This window comes from Sinomonas atrocyanea (assembly GCF_030811715.1).
In the GTDB taxonomy this organism is placed as follows: domain Bacteria; phylum Actinomycetota; class Actinomycetes; order Actinomycetales; family Micrococcaceae; genus Sinomonas; species Sinomonas atrocyanea_A.
Map to the genome: position 1 here is coordinate 353,283 of NZ_JAUSRH010000001.1, position 13,032 is coordinate 366,314.

Genomic DNA, 13,032 nt, shown 5'->3' on the forward strand with positions numbered 1-13,032 from the left:
CACGTCCCTTTCCGTTCGGCTTCAGACCGCTGCCGGCGACCGAGTGAGCGAGATGGCGCGATCGATGTCGTCGAGGAAGGCGAGTCCTGCGAAGTTCCACGCTCCATCGATGAGGTCGCGTGTCCCCTCCTCCCCGATCACCGGCTCAGCCAGTCCCCGCGCCTTCCGCTCCAGGTCTTGGTCGGACATGGGGTTGTCGGGTTCGCCGTACGGCTGCTCGACCCGGTGGCTCACCTTCGTTCCGTCAGCGAGGCGGATGGTGACCTCGGCCGGGCGGCCGGTCTTCGGGTAGGCGGCATCTGCCGCCTCGTCCAGGTAGACACGGACCTTCTCCATCACGCGGCGTACCCCCGGATCGGAGCGGCTGGATTCGTCGAAGTCCGTCAGGGTCACCCCTCCGCGGACGAGAGCCAGCGCGACGGTGTATGGCAGGCTCAGCTGGGCGTCGAGGACGGTGCCGGTCTCCGTGTGGGCGTGGCGGGTCGCGATGCCGAAGGTGCCGACCTCGATGGAGTCGATCTGGGCGATGTCGAGCGTGTGCTCCTGCGACAGGGCGAGGACCGCGTCGATCGCACCGTGGAGGTGGCGGCAGCAGGGGTAGGGCTTGACGTATGTCCTCCGGATCACCCAGTTCGCACCCAGGCCATCGCGCACGGTCGCCGGGTTCCAGTCAGTGCCGGGCTTCCCGGCGAAGGCGGCGAAATAGCCGTCCGTTCCCTCCAGGACGGTCGTCGGGCCGGTCAGCCCCGCCTCTGCCAGGTCGGCGCTGACGATCCCGTCCCGCGCAGCCTTGCCGGGGTGGAGGCGCTTGACCTCGGCCGACTGGCCGAGGAACTCGAACAGGCCGCCCGCGTGCGATCCAGCGATGCCCAGGGCATTCGCCGTGAGCTCGGCGTCGAAGCCGCGGAGGGCGCTCACGGCTGCAGCTGCGCCGAGGACACCTGCGATGGGCGTGTTGTGGAAGTGGTTGTTGCGCGTCGCGGGGTGGCCCGCGTCGGCGATCCTGCAGGCCAGCTCCATCCCGATGGCCGAGGCACGCAGGATGGCCTCCGCGGAGGATCCCGCCTCCTGCGCCACGGCGAAGACGGCAGGCAGGACAGCGGAGGTCGGATGCATGCTCCCCGGCGTGTAGCCCTCATCGGATTCGATCCCGTGCCCATTGGTGCCGTTGATGAGAGCTGCCCCCAGCACGGAGCTGCGCCCGAAGCCCAGAGCCGTGGCGGACCCACCCGGGTACATGCGGCCGACGTGCTTCCCGACAGCGGCCGAGACCGGGCCGACCGCGCTGGCGACGACCCCGGCCAGATGGTCCAGGATCAGCCGCCGCGCATGATGGTCCACCTCGGGAGGCAGTGCCCTGTCCCGCTGCACGGCAACCCACTCGGCGACATCCCTGGTCAAACGCGTCTCATCGGTCATTCTTCGGCTCTCCCAACTCTGAAGGAACGGCCGCGGCAGAGCCCGGCCCGTCATCGCACCTGCTGGACGTGAGCCAGACTACATACTCTATAGAGTGTTGTCTACGGAACATTGGATACCTAGAGGCGATCTGGCACACTATGGACTATTGAGCAGCTTGGGAAGGAGTGGGACGTGAGCAGTGGAATCGAAGGTGTCGCCCCGCCCATGAGCCGGACCGCCTATGTCGCGGAGCGGATCAAGGACGATGTCGCGAACGGCGTCATCAAGCCAGGCGAACTCATCAAGCAGACAGTGATCGCCAAGCGGTACGGTGTGAGCGCCACTCCCGTCCGTGAGGCCCTCCGGCTGCTGGAGTCCGATGGGGTCATCACCTATTCGGCCCATCGCGGGGCGTCCGTCCGAGAGCTCAATCCCGAGTCCGCAGGAGACCTGTACCGGCTGCGGGCGGCAGCAGAGGCCGTGGCCGCGCAGATCGCCGTGGAACGCATGACTCCCGCCGGACTGCAGAAGGTGCGGAGCAAACACGAGAGGCTCGAATCAGCGCTCGGACAGGGAGGCGCGACCCCCGCCGAACTGTCCGTTCTGAATCGCGAGTTCCACTTCGCGATCTACGAGATGTCCTCGCCCATCATCGTCCAGCACCTCGAGATCCTCTGGTCGCGCTTCACTCCCGGCTCCACGGTCTGGCGGGACCAGGAGGACGCGGCCGAGCTGCAGAAGGAACACGACCAGATCCTCGCAGCCGTCGAAGCCAGGGACGCGGGGGCCGCGGCAGCCCTCACCGCCGCCCACATCGAACATGCGGCGCAGATCCGTGAACGGCATCCTGAAACGCGCGCAGCAGGCACCGACGACCGCCAGGTCTTCCCCCCTGACCCGCGCTGACCTCCACGCGGCATGGAGGCAAAGAGACCAGATGCCTGGTTCGCCTATCTCTGCGTGATCACCGGCAGCCTGAACGGGGTATTCTCCGGGGCCAGGCTCATCGTCTCCTACCGTGCGCTTGAGCTCGGCGGCGACGGAACCACCGTCGGGCTCATCACAGCTGCCTACTCCCTGCTCCCACTCGTCGTGGCCCTGCCGATCGGAAGGGCAGCAGACGGGCGCCACATCGGGCTGATGGTCCGTCTGGGATCAGGCATCACGGTAGCCGCGCTGGTCATGACGGGTGCCAGCGAGAACATCCCCTCGCTCGCGGTAGGAAGTGTCCTGCTGGGGCTGGGGCAGGTCCTGACTGCCGTGTCGGCCCAAAGCTTCATCCCCGCTAAGTCGCCCCCAGCACAATACGACCGCCGGTTCGCGGGCTTGGCCCTGGCGATCTCCGCGGGCCAGGCCGTGGGCATCCCCATCGCGGGATCCTTGGCATCGGTCCCGCCCCTCCTCGGACACCGGACGTCACTTCCTCTCCTCGCGATGGCAGTCCTGATTGCCGGCTCCACGGTTTTGGCCTTCTCCCGGCACCTGAGTGGAGGTCCTCGGGCCGACGCGGGGGCGGAGCGCCGTCAGAGCGCGCTCAATATGCTCATGACGCCGGGGATGCGCCCGGCGATCTTCAGCAGTCTGATCGTGCTGGCGTCTGTGGACTTGATGACCGCATACCTCCCGGTCTTCGGCGAGCAGTACCGCTACCCGGTCGAGGTAGTGACCCTCATCCTCACGGCCCGCTCCGTGTCCTCTGTGGTCTCCCGGTTCTTCCTGACGCGCCTCATGGCGGCTGTGCCCCGTCGTCTGCTCCTGACATCGGCGACCCTCTGCTCGTCACTGCCGATCGCCCTGGTCCCAGCCTTCCCCAACCCGCTGGCCGTGGTCGCCCTGCTGACAGCGGCGGGCTTCTTCTGGGGAATCGGCCAGCCGATGACGATGACCTGGGTAGCGACCCTCGTCGCGCCTTCCAACCGAGGTTCTGCCCTTTCACTTCGGTTGACCGGGAACAGGCTCGGGCAGGTGTTCATCCCCATGGTCACTGGCACAGTGGCCGGTTCGACGGGAGTCGGCTCTGTCTTTGTCATCACCAGCCTCCTTCTCGCCGGAGCGGGGATCTCCACCCTCCACTCGCTGAAGGGCCCGCCATAACAGGTGTCGCTCAGGCTAAGCGCTCGCGTGTGGCTGTCGTCGGGGCCGCACCCTTCGAACGGGCCTCTGGCTGAGAGGAGGAAGGCCGCGTGGCCAGCCGACCGCGGGCGAGTCCCCTTGGAAGCGACGAAGCCAGCCGGCATGACTCGACAGCATGGGGGCCGGCTGCCACGATCGTGAGCATGACCTCGAGTGCGCCTGCCGACCCGCGGCTGCGGGACCTGGCCCTGCTGCGGCGCGTGCGGGACCGGATCGACCGCGAGTACGCCCAGCCGCTCAACGTCGAGGCCCTCGCCCGCGGCGTCCACTTCTCGGCCGGCCACCTGAGCCGCCAGTTCCGGGCCGCATACGGCGAGTCCGTGTACCAGTACCTCATGACCCGGCGCATCGAGCGGGCCATGGCCCTGCTCCGCGTCGGGGAGCTGAGCGTGACGGACGTGTGCTTCGAGGTCGGCTTCTCGTCCCTCGGGACGTTCAGCACGCGGTTCGCCGAGCTCGTCGGCGTCCCGCCGAGCGTCTACCGGGACCAGGGCGCGGACATCACCGAGGGGATGCTCCCGTGCATCGCCAAGCAGGTGACACGTCCGATCAGGAATCGAGAAGCGTGGCCAGCCCGCACGTCCTAGCGTGATGGGTATGGAACTCACCATTCACGCAAGCGCACTCCCCCACGTCGACCCGGAGGAGTCTCTGGCCTTCTACCGCGACGTGCTCGGTTTCGAGGTCCGTCAGGACGTCGGCAAGGGCACCATGCGGTGGATCACCGTGGGGCCCGCGGGCCAGCCTGACACCTCGATCCTGCTCGCCCCGCCGGCCATCGACCCGGGCATCACGGACGACGAGCGGCGCACCATCTCCGAGATGATGGCCAAGGGCACCTACGGCTGGGTCCTGCTCGCGACGCCCGACATCGACGAGGTCTTCGACAAGGTGCAGGCCGCCGAGGCCGAGGTCATCCAGGAGCCCACCCTGCAGCCCTACGGCCTGCGCGACTGCGCCTTCCGCGACCCCGCCGGCAACCAGATCCGCATCCAAGAGATCCGCTGATGTGCCACCCCGCGTGGGCCGCGGCCCACGCGCCCGCGCCGTACCCGTACGAGCTCGTGCGGGTGCGGCGGGTCCGGGACCTGCTCGACCGGGACCGAGCGAAGACGGTCCCGGCCGCGCACGACGGCGCCCGGCGGCTCCCGCTCGACGTCGCCGCCCTCGCGGCGTGCTCCGGCATCCCCTCGGCCCAGCTCACGCGCGAGTTCACGCGCGCGTACGGAGTGTCACCGGAGGAGTACGCGTCGGCCGCGCGCCATGAGGAGCCGAGCGTCCATGGCATCTGCGGAGAAGAGATGCCCTGCGCTTCGGTCGTTGCCCCCGCCTTCAGCGCAGGGCTATGACCGAAGCGCAGGGCATCTTGTGGCGCCCACGGTTGAGGGTCTGCTCAGGGTGAACCCTGAGGACGCGCGCGGCCGCCGCCGCCATAATGGGACGGTGACCACCCCCGGCAACGCCCCTCGGCGGAATCCCTACCGGGACCCCAGCGCCTACTGGCCCGACGGGGTCCCGCCCGGCGCTGCCGCGTCCGGCCGCGGGCTGGACGGGCTCCTGCCGGATGCCAGCCGCCGCGGCGAGGTCGTCCGCGCGGGCGCGGGCCCGGCGTCGCCCGCCCCCGCCCAGCAGCGGCGAGCGGCCGAGCGGAGGCCGCCCAAGCCCGTCTCCCGGCTCGCGACCGGCCTGGGCGCGGTCGCGCTCGGCTTCGGCATCCTGGCCCTGACCCTCGGCGCCGTGCCGTGGATCGGCGCCTTCCTCGCGGCCGGCCCCCTCTTGGGCTCGGCGTTCGCCGCGTGGGGATCGTTCGCGCGGTCCAAGGTGCGGGCGGCGCGGGTGTCGGCGATGGCGGTCGCGGGCGTCGCCCTGAGCGCGCTGCACGTGGTCCTGCTGTTCGTGCGCTGACACCCCTCCGGCCCGAGGCCGCCGGGTCAGTCGTCGCTGCGCGCCTCGCGCCGGCGGGCGCTGAGCAGCTCGACCTCCGGGCGGCCCGCGACGAGGCGTTCGACGGCGTCGAGCACCTCGACCGCGTGAGCCCTGTCCGCGCTCACGATGCCGACGCCGATGCGCGCGCGGCGGTGCAGGTCCATGTCCCCGACCTCGGCCGCTGAGACGTCGAACCGCCGGCGCAGCTCCGCGACGATCGGCCGGACTACTGAGCGTTTCTCCTTGAGGGAGTGCACGTCGCCGAGGAGCAGGTCGAACTCGATCCAGGCGATCCACATGGGACCATTCTCCAGCTCCGGACGCGGCGCTGCAGGGACATGACCCCTCAACGCTCGGACGGGGCGGAAGGTGGGGGCGCTCAGAGGACGCCGAGGCGGCCCAGGCGGCGCCGGGCGGCGGCCTCGCTCGGCGCCATCGGGCCGAGGGCCCGGCCGACGACGGCGAGCGTCGCCTTCGCAGCCCCGACCAACGGCAGCGGCACAGGCCCGAGCCGAGGGCGCGAGAGCCCCAGAAGCTCCAGGTGCCGCGGCGGCAGCGTCTGGAGGACGGCGCCGAAGAGCATCGCGTAGCCGGGCTTCAGGAGCGGATCGAGCGGCGGTCGCCGGATGAAGGCGACCACGTCGTCGACGCGAGGTCCGCCGGAGAGCTGCCCCGCGGCGTCGTACGCCCTGATCCGTTCCACGAGGGCTGCCTCGGTGCGGGGCGGGTCCGGGATCCCCATGAGCTCGCCGGCCGTGGCCCACTCGGCCACGTAGCGGTCGGCGCCGCCGGGAACCGGCCCGTGGAAAGCCTCGTAGCTGCGCAGGAAAGCGTCGGTGAACGCGATGTGCACCCACTCGGCCAGCGCCGGATCGTTCGCGGAGTACTGCTCGTGCCCGCCGCCCCGCGAGACATAGGTCCCGGTCACTGGCACGTGCACGCGGCGCACCCACGCGCAGGCGGCCCGCGCGGCCGCGGTGTCGCCGTACGTGACGGTGAAGATCCACCGGATGGTCCCGGCGAGGCGGCCGAGGGGGTCGGCACGGTAGTTGGAGTGGTCCACGACGCCGGCCAGGACGCCGGGGTGGAGTGCCTGGGTCAGGAGTGCCCGGATGCCGGCGGCGATCGTGGACATCGACCCGTGCACGGCCCAGACGGCGGAGTCTGGCGGGAAGAAGCCCGCGTCGTCGCCGTCCTCGAGGGCGGTCTCCCAAGCCGGAATCGTCTCGGACTCGCCGGCGAAGGTCAGGCGGAGCCGCTGCCGCAGCGGCCCGAGCACGTCAGGGGACACCCCTCCAGAGTACGTCGCGATGCGGCGGGAATGCCGGGGCCCCCTCCGTGGAGGCGGAGCCGGGGCCCCGGCAGCCCGTGGCTGTGCGCCGTCGGTCTACTTTGCCCAGTACACGTGGTTGGTGAGGGGGCGGAAATCGTCCTGGTCCGAGATGCTGGCCACCTCGCCGATCAGGATGACGTGGTCCCCCGCGTCCACCCGCTGCCAGAGGCGACACTCAACACGCGGGACGTCGCGGGCCACGATGGGCGAGCCCAGCACGCCGGGCTCCCAGGCCAGTCCCGCGAACTTGTCCGTCCCCTTCGCCGCGAACCGCTGCACGAGGTCCTGGCGGGACTCGGAGAGGATGTGCACGGCGTAGTTGTCGGTGTTGAGCCAGGTCGCGAACGAGCTCGACTTCTTGTCCACCGCCCATGAGACGAGCGGCGGATCCAGGCTGATCGACGTGAACGAGTTGCTCACGAGGCCGGCCAGGGTGCCGCCGTCCGAGGTGGTGATGACGGCGATCCCCGTGGCCCAGCACCCCATGGCCCGGCGCAGGTCGGCACCGGTCACGAGGTCGAGCGGGGTCGCAGTCATGGGTTCCTCCAGCGAAACGGCCGGACGCCCGCGGTCCCGGGCGCCGTACTTGCCGCGGATGGCCACCGCGGCCGGATCCTCATCTGGGGCACCCCACTACGGGAGAGGGTTGCCGCCCGGCCAGCCAGAGCTTCGCGCCGGGACTCTTGATCCTGTCTTCCACCCTACGGAAGGCGGCTCCGTGGAGTCCACCATCCGTCGCGGGAGCGGGAAACAGAACGAAACATTGATGTTTGTTACGCAGGGCGCGGCGTCTCTTTTGTCGCGCTTGCGCTCGGCGCGCGAAGGTGAGGTGACCATCCCGAGCGGCCGAGAGATCTGGCTCCGTGACGCCGCAGCAACCATGGCCCTCTGCAGAGGACCACAGGTGCTACCGCCAGGACCGATGGAGCGAGAGCCATGACTTCTGTCCTTGAACCGCACACGCCCGCCCACGCGCTGGCATCCCACGCGCTGCCGCCGAAGACCCAGACGGATCCCGCCCGGATCGCGTTCTGGGAGGACGCCGCGCGGCGCCTGACGTGGGAGCGCGAGTGGGACGCCGCCCACACGTGGGTCCCGGCGGACCTCGAGGCGGACGAGCCTCCGGTGATCCGCTGGTTCGAGGGCGGGCGCCTCAACGCGGCCGTGAACTGCGCCGACCGGCACGTGGCGGCCGGGCGCGGGGACAAGGTCGCCCTGCACTTCGAGGGCGAGCCGGGCGACCGCACCACCGTCACGTACGCGGACCTGCAGCGGCGGGTCTCCCAGGCCGCCAACGCGCTGCTCGCGCTCGGGGTCGGCAAGGGCGACCGCGTGGTGGTCTACCTGCCCGTGCTCGTCGAGACCGTGGTCATCACCCTCGCGTGCGCCCGGATCGGCGCGGTCCACTCGCTCGTGTTCGGCGGCTTCTCCGCCGAGGCCCTGCGCTTCCGGGTCGAGGACACCGGCGCCAAGCTGCTCGTCACCACGGACGGCCAGTACCGCCGTGGCAAGGCCGTGCCGGTCAAGGACAACGCCGACGCCGCGGTGCGCGGCGGGGCGGAAGGCGGGGACAACGCCGTCGAACATGTCCTGGTGATCAGGCGGACCGGTTCCGAGATCGCGTGGACGCCGGGCCGCGACGTGTGGTGGCACGAGCTCGTCGACGCGCAGCCCGAGGTGCATGTGGCGGAGGCGTTCGACGCCGAGACGCAGCTGTTCATCATGTACACGTCCGGGACCACGGGGAAGCCGAAGGGCCTGGTCCACACGACCGGCGGCTACCTCACGCAGGCGTCGTGGAGCCACGAGTACCTGTTCGCCAACCCGGACCCGGCGCTCCGCGACGCGGACGTGCACTGGTGCACGGCGGACCTCGCGTGGGTCACGGCGCACACGTACGAGATCTACGGGCCGCTCTCCAACGGTGTCACCCAGGTGATCTTCGAGGGCACCCCCAACACGCCGCACCCGGGCCGGCACTTCGAGATCATCCAGCGCTACGGCGTCACGAGCTACTACACCGCGCCCACGCTCGTGCGCTCGCTCATGGGCTGGTTCCCGGATGGGGTGCCCGCCGAGTACGACTTCTCCTCGGTCCGGGTCTGCGGCACGGTCGGGGAGGCCGTGAACCCCGAGGCGTGGCGGTGGCTGCGCTCCACCGTGGGTCGCGGAGAGGTGCCGATGGTGGACACCTGGTGGCAGTCCGAGACCGGCGCGACCGTGCTCTCGCCGCGGCAGACCGACGCCGCGTTCAAGCCCGGGTGTGCCACGAGGGCGCTGCCGGGCCTCGCCACGGCGATCGTGGACGACGCCGGCACGCCGGTCGCGCCGGGCGTGCAGGGGAACATCGTGGTCACCGCGACCGGCCCCGCGATGGCGCGGACGGTGTGGGGCAACCCCCAGCGGTACCTCGACTCCTACTGGCGCAAGTACGCCGAGCAGGGCTGGTTCCTCGCCGGCGACGGCGCGAAGTACGACGCCGACGGCGACACCTGGATCCTCGGCCGCACCGACGACGTCCTCAACGTCTCGGGGCACCGCCTCTCCACGATCGAGATCGAGTCGGCCCTCGTCTCGCACCCGGCCGTGGTCGAGGCCGGCGTGTGCCCCGTCGCGGATGCGGTGACGGGGCACGCGGTGGCGGCGTTCGTCGTCGTGAATCCGGAGGCGGTCGCGGCGGTGGAGCGGCGCGGGGACCTCGCGGAGGAGCTCCGTGCCCACGTAGCGCGGGAGATCGGGCCGATCGCGAAGCCGCGGGAGATCGTCGTGGTGCCGGATGTGCCCAAGACGCGCTCCGGGAAGATCATGCGCAGGCTCCTGACGCAGCTGTTCGAGGGCAGCCCGCTGGGGGACACGACGAGCCTGCAGAACGAGCCGTGCATCGCCGGGATTGCGGAGGCCTTGGCCGCCCACTGAGGGGACGGTCGCTGACTCCGCAACGCGACGGAGCTGACTCCTAGACCCGACGTAGGTGACTCCCCAACCATTCGCGTTGAGGAGTCACCTCCGCACCGTTCAGGAGTCACATGAGGCGTCCCGGGATCACCCCGGTGCGGGCCATCAGGGCCGAATCCTCCTCGTGGCGCCGGCGCAGCCGGGCGTCGATCTCGGCGGACGCCCGCACCTGCCCCACGAACCATGCCCAGCCCGCGCGCAGCGCCCGGGTGAGCTGGCCGAAGTCGGGCAGGCCGAGCAGGTCTCCGGAGGTGTCCGGGAGGGACGTGGGCGGAACCAGGTCGCGCGCTGTCTGTTCCCGATCCGCGGCGAGCGGGAGGCGGGCGGCCGACGGCGGGTTCGTGGCCGCCGTCGTGCGCGCCGCGGCCGCTGCGGGTACGGGGTGAGGACGGCGCGCGGGCCTGCGCTCGGCGGGGCGGAGCGGGTGGGCGAGCCGCTCGTGGACGGGCGAGCCGGCGCGGTCCGCGGCATCGCCGCGGCGCGCGTCGAGGGCGTGGGCGTCGGGGATCCGTGCGGCCGAGCCGTGGTCGGAGGAGGAGGGTGCGGTGCTGGTCTTCGTTGCCATGTCCAGAAGTCTGCGCGGCCCGCACCGACTGCGAAACGATTCGGCCCTCACCGAATCCTCGACCGGGGCGGGGGCGAAACCTACGCTGATCCCATGCTGATCACGCTCACGAGCGAGGACCTCACGAAGGTCCACTTCCAGGCCTCCCCGCTCTGGGAGACGGTGACGAGCCTGCGGGCGCTGCAGGCCGGGACGCCGCTGCACCGGCCCTGGATCACCGAGGCACGCCAGCGCATCTCCGCGAGCGGCGACCCGCTCTCCCGCGAGCACCTGCGCGTCCTCACGACCCTCGTGCAGCCCAAGGGCTTCATCGCCGATTCCCTGACGCCGACCCCTACCCGGGCGGACACCTTCGCGGAGGCCCTGGACGCCGTCGCCGAGGTCCCCGCCGAGCTGTGGGCCCGCGACTTCGACAGCCTCGAGAAATGCCAGCTCGCGGGCTACATGCGGGCCACCCTCACCGAGCTGCGGGCCGACATGGAGGCCTCGGTACCCCGCATCGTGGCGGCGCTGCGCTGGTACTGGACCACGGCGCTCGAGCCCTACTGGCCACGGCTGCGCTCGGTGCTGCTCGCCGACATCGACTCGCGCCTGGACGACCTCGCGCGGTTCGGGATCCAGGAGGTGTTCAAGACCCTGCACCCGAGCGTGCGCCCCACGGACACCGGCCTGGAGATCACCCGCGGCTGCGAGGCGACGGAGCGGCCCAAGCCGGGCAGCGGCCTCATTCTCGTGCCCAACGCCTTCGTGTGGCCCAACACGCTCGTGCTCAACATCGCCCCGTTCGTCCCCACGATCACGTACGCGCCGCGGGGCGTCGGGCGACTGTGGGAGGCGACGCGGGAGACGCGCGAGTCCCCGGTCTCGCGGCTGCTCGGGCGCACGCGGGCGCAGATCCTCGCCCAGCTGGACGTGCCGATGACGACGACGCAGCTCGCCTGCGCGCTCGACCTCGCCGCCGGGACGGTCAACGCGCACCTCAAGGTGCTCGCGGAGTCGGGGCTGACGGAGCCGGTGCGAGCCGGGCGCGAGGTGTTCTACCAGCGCGGGCGCGTGGGCGAGGAGCTCCTGGCCCGGGCCTGACTTCTCATGGCGACGTAGGTGACTCCCCAACCCGACGGAGGTGGCTCCTCAACGTGGGTCCGTTCAGGAGTCACCTCCGCCCTGTCGAGGAGTCACGTCCGCTCCGTTGAGGAGTCACCTACGCTCCGTCGAGGAGTCAGCTACGCACCGTTGGGGAGTCAGGTCCGCCTAGCGGGCGCCCGCGGGCGTCGCCTCGCCGATGCTGTGCAGGGCCACGGGCGAGGTCCCGTTGACGAACCAGTCCCCCAGCCCGCGGGCCTTGAACGCCACCGGGTTGTGCGTCGCCACGGTGCGGGCGTTGCGCCAGTGCCGGTCGAGCGCCTTGCCGCGGGACACCGCGGAGGCTCCGGCCGTGTCGAAGAGCTGCTGCGCTGCGTCGATCACGAGCGGCGGCACGGCTACCTGGGCGAGGTCGACGGCGACCGCTCCCCGCGCGTAGCGGTCCTCGGCGGAGGCGTCGGGGCCGAGCGCGAGGGCGGCGTCGAGCTCGCGGGCCGCGGCGAGCACCGAAGACTCCGCGGCGAACGACTTCGCCGCCAGCTGGCCCACGAGGTTCAGGATGAGCGGGTCCTCGCGGAACAGCTGCCCGGACCCGGTCGAGAACGTGCGGGTCCGCTTCGCCACGAGCGCCGACGCGTCGCGCACCACGGCCTTGCCGATCCCCGCGAGCACGGACAGGAGCATGAGCTGGAGGAAGGCCGGCTCATGAGTGGTCGACTCCGTGCGCGGCACGACGTCCTCGGCCGGGATGGGCACATCGCGGAACACGGCCGTGCCCGTGCCGGTCATCTGCTGGCCGAACCCGTCCCAGTCGTCGCGGACCTCCACGCCGGCGTGCCCGGTCGGCGCGATCGCGTACACCCTCGCCGCCGACCCCTCGGGCGAGGCCATGACGGCCACTGCGTCGGCGAAGATCGTCCCGGTCGTGTAGTACTTCTCGCCGGTGAGCAGCCACCCGCCCTCGGCCGCGGGGACGAGGCTGGTCGCCACGGTGCCGAGCGCGTTGCCGGACCGCTCGGTGGCGGCGTTGCCGAAGATCACGCCGTCGACGACGCGGCCGAACCACCGCGCGCGGAACGCCTCGTCCTGCAGCGCGATGGTCTCGACGAACGCGAAGTGCGAGCGCAGCAGGTGCCCCACCGAGGAGTCCGCCGCGGCGAGGTCGATGAGCAGCCGGACGAGGGTCTCGATGGACGCGCCGAAGCCGCCGTACTCGACAGGCACCCGCAGGCGACCGAACCCGGTGTCCTTGAGCCACCCGACCTGCTCGAACGGCAGGTTCCTGGCCAGCTCGCGGTCGAGTGCACCCCCCTCGATCCGCGCGAAGACCGGTGCGAAGCGCTCGGCGAGCTCCACGTACGAGGCGGAACCGCCCGACGTCGTGCGTCCCATCAGTGCATTCCCCTCTCCGGCGGGCCGCCCGGCGGGCTCGCCACCGAACAGTATTCGGCGAGGCGGCCGCCCCCGCGAGTGTGACGAAATAATTTGCATCGTTACGACCCTTCCGGCCAGAATCAGACTGACCATCCCGAGCGGCCGAGAGATCTGGATCTGTGACGCCGCAGCAACCCTGGCCCCGACGTCCGCAGACACGGCGGCGGAGCCGAAGGTGCTACTGCCAGAAGCGATGGTGAGA

Annotated in this window: 14 protein-coding genes and 3 riboswitches; of the genes, 8 read left to right on the plus strand and 6 right to left on the minus strand. The window is 71.0% G+C overall.

The genetic code is table 11. The annotated features are described in order from the left end of the window. Positions 1–21: 21 nt before the first annotated feature. Complete coding sequence (locus tag J2W21_RS01670; RefSeq protein WP_307112768.1) at positions 22–1,419, minus strand: MmgE/PrpD family protein; 1,398 nt, start codon at positions 1,417–1,419, stop codon at positions 22–24. Positions 1,420–1,593: 174 nt separating this feature from the next. On the opposite strand from J2W21_RS01670, the gene J2W21_RS01675 reads away from it, so the two are divergent. The 6 genes from J2W21_RS01675 to J2W21_RS01700 all read left to right on the plus strand — a co-directional run bounded on the left by J2W21_RS01675 (position 1,594) and on the right by J2W21_RS01700 (position 5,439). Then, positions 1,594–2,307: a GntR family transcriptional regulator gene (locus tag J2W21_RS01675; RefSeq protein ID WP_307112769.1), complete on the plus strand. Its 714-nt coding sequence runs from the start codon at positions 1,594–1,596 to the stop codon at positions 2,305–2,307. Positions 2,308–2,361: 54 nt separating this feature from the next. Further along, on the plus strand, positions 2,362–3,495 hold the full coding sequence (locus tag J2W21_RS01680; protein WP_307112770.1) for an MFS transporter: 1,134 nt from the start codon (positions 2,362–2,364) through the stop codon (positions 3,493–3,495). Between the two features lie 182 nt (positions 3,496–3,677). Then, complete coding sequence (locus J2W21_RS01685) at positions 3,678–4,121, plus strand: helix-turn-helix transcriptional regulator (RefSeq protein ID WP_307112771.1); 444 nt, start codon at positions 3,678–3,680, stop codon at positions 4,119–4,121. A gap of 10 nt (positions 4,122–4,131) precedes the next feature. Continuing rightward, positions 4,132–4,542 carry a VOC family protein gene (locus J2W21_RS01690; RefSeq protein WP_307112772.1) on the plus strand — a complete coding sequence of 137 codons (411 nt, stop codon included), beginning with the start codon at positions 4,132–4,134 and terminating at the stop codon, positions 4,540–4,542. Then, complete coding sequence (locus J2W21_RS01695) at positions 4,542–4,883, plus strand: hypothetical protein (protein ID WP_307112773.1); 342 nt, start codon at positions 4,542–4,544, stop codon at positions 4,881–4,883. The genes J2W21_RS01690 and J2W21_RS01695 overlap by 1 nt, the downstream gene beginning before the upstream one ends. Positions 4,884–4,977: 94 nt before the next feature. Beyond that, complete coding sequence (locus tag J2W21_RS01700; RefSeq protein ID WP_307112774.1) at positions 4,978–5,439, plus strand: hypothetical protein; 462 nt, start codon at positions 4,978–4,980, stop codon at positions 5,437–5,439. Positions 5,440–5,465: 26 nt separating this feature from the next. Here the strand turns inward: J2W21_RS01700 and J2W21_RS01705 are convergent, their stop codons facing one another. The 3 genes from J2W21_RS01705 to J2W21_RS01715 form a co-directional block, all read right to left on the minus strand. Next, on the minus strand, positions 5,466–5,759 hold the full coding sequence (locus tag J2W21_RS01705; RefSeq protein ID WP_066494899.1) for a DUF503 domain-containing protein: 294 nt from the start codon (positions 5,757–5,759) through the stop codon (positions 5,466–5,468). Between the two features lie 80 nt (positions 5,760–5,839). Beyond that, positions 5,840–6,751, minus strand: coding sequence for an oxygenase MpaB family protein (locus J2W21_RS01710; RefSeq protein ID WP_307112775.1), 912 nt, complete (start codon positions 6,749–6,751; stop codon positions 5,840–5,842). 96 nt (positions 6,752–6,847) lie between these two features. Next, complete coding sequence (locus tag J2W21_RS01715) at positions 6,848–7,330, minus strand: flavin reductase family protein (RefSeq protein ID WP_307112776.1); 483 nt, start codon at positions 7,328–7,330, stop codon at positions 6,848–6,850. Between the two features lie 40 nt (positions 7,331–7,370). After that, positions 7,371–7,482: riboswitch (SAM riboswitch) on the minus strand. 141 nt (positions 7,483–7,623) lie between these two features. Continuing rightward, positions 7,624–7,722: riboswitch (SAM riboswitch) on the plus strand. Between the two features lie 7 nt (positions 7,723–7,729). Between J2W21_RS01715 and acs the strand changes: the two genes are divergently transcribed. Then, a complete protein-coding gene (gene acs / locus J2W21_RS01720; RefSeq protein ID WP_307112777.1) occupies positions 7,730–9,709 on the plus strand; it encodes an acetate--CoA ligase in 1,980 nt (659 codons plus the stop codon). Between the two features lie 106 nt (positions 9,710–9,815). On the opposite strand, the gene J2W21_RS01725 is transcribed toward acs, so the two are convergent. Next, positions 9,816–10,313 carry a hypothetical protein gene (locus J2W21_RS01725; RefSeq protein WP_307112778.1) on the minus strand — a complete coding sequence of 166 codons (498 nt, stop codon included), beginning with the start codon at positions 10,311–10,313 and terminating at the stop codon, positions 9,816–9,818. Positions 10,314–10,406: 93 nt separating this feature from the next. Between J2W21_RS01725 and J2W21_RS01730 the strand changes: the two genes are divergently transcribed. Then, positions 10,407–11,396, plus strand: coding sequence for an ArsR/SmtB family transcription factor (locus J2W21_RS01730; protein WP_307112779.1), 990 nt, complete (start codon positions 10,407–10,409; stop codon positions 11,394–11,396). A gap of 168 nt (positions 11,397–11,564) precedes the next feature. Here the strand turns inward: J2W21_RS01730 and J2W21_RS01735 are convergent, their stop codons facing one another. Continuing rightward, positions 11,565–12,788 carry an acyl-CoA dehydrogenase family protein gene (locus J2W21_RS01735; RefSeq protein ID WP_307112780.1) on the minus strand — a complete coding sequence of 408 codons (1,224 nt, stop codon included), beginning with the start codon at positions 12,786–12,788 and terminating at the stop codon, positions 11,565–11,567. Positions 12,789–12,916: 128 nt separating this feature from the next. Further along, positions 12,917–13,030: riboswitch (SAM riboswitch) on the plus strand. The last annotated feature ends 2 nt before the right edge of the window (positions 13,031–13,032 follow it).

Excerpts from the sequence above, each read along its gene's own strand:
- J2W21_RS01695 (WP_307112773.1), top strand. The coding sequence starts at position 4,542 with ATGTGCCACCCCGCGTGGGCCGCGGCCCACGCGCCCGCGCCGTACCCG.
- acs (WP_307112777.1), top strand. The coding sequence starts at position 7,730 with ATGACTTCTGTCCTTGAACCGCACACGCCCGCCCACGCGCTGGCATCC.
- J2W21_RS01690 (WP_307112772.1), top strand. The coding sequence starts at position 4,132 with ATGGAACTCACCATTCACGCAAGCGCACTCCCCCACGTCGACCCGGAG.
- J2W21_RS01685 (WP_307112771.1), top strand. The coding sequence starts at position 3,678 with ATGACCTCGAGTGCGCCTGCCGACCCGCGGCTGCGGGACCTGGCCCTG.
- J2W21_RS01725 (WP_307112778.1), bottom strand. The coding sequence starts at position 10,313 with ATGGCAACGAAGACCAGCACCGCACCCTCCTCCTCCGACCACGGCTCG.
- J2W21_RS01670 (WP_307112768.1), bottom strand. The coding sequence starts at position 1,419 with ATGACCGATGAGACGCGTTTGACCAGGGATGTCGCCGAGTGGGTTGCC.
- J2W21_RS01730 (WP_307112779.1), top strand. The coding sequence starts at position 10,407 with ATGCTGATCACGCTCACGAGCGAGGACCTCACGAAGGTCCACTTCCAG.
- J2W21_RS01735 (WP_307112780.1), bottom strand. The coding sequence starts at position 12,788 with ATGGGACGCACGACGTCGGGCGGTTCCGCCTCGTACGTGGAGCTCGCC.
- J2W21_RS01705 (WP_066494899.1), bottom strand. The coding sequence starts at position 5,759 with ATGTGGATCGCCTGGATCGAGTTCGACCTGCTCCTCGGCGACGTGCAC.
- J2W21_RS01715 (WP_307112776.1), bottom strand. The coding sequence starts at position 7,330 with ATGACTGCGACCCCGCTCGACCTCGTGACCGGTGCCGACCTGCGCCGG.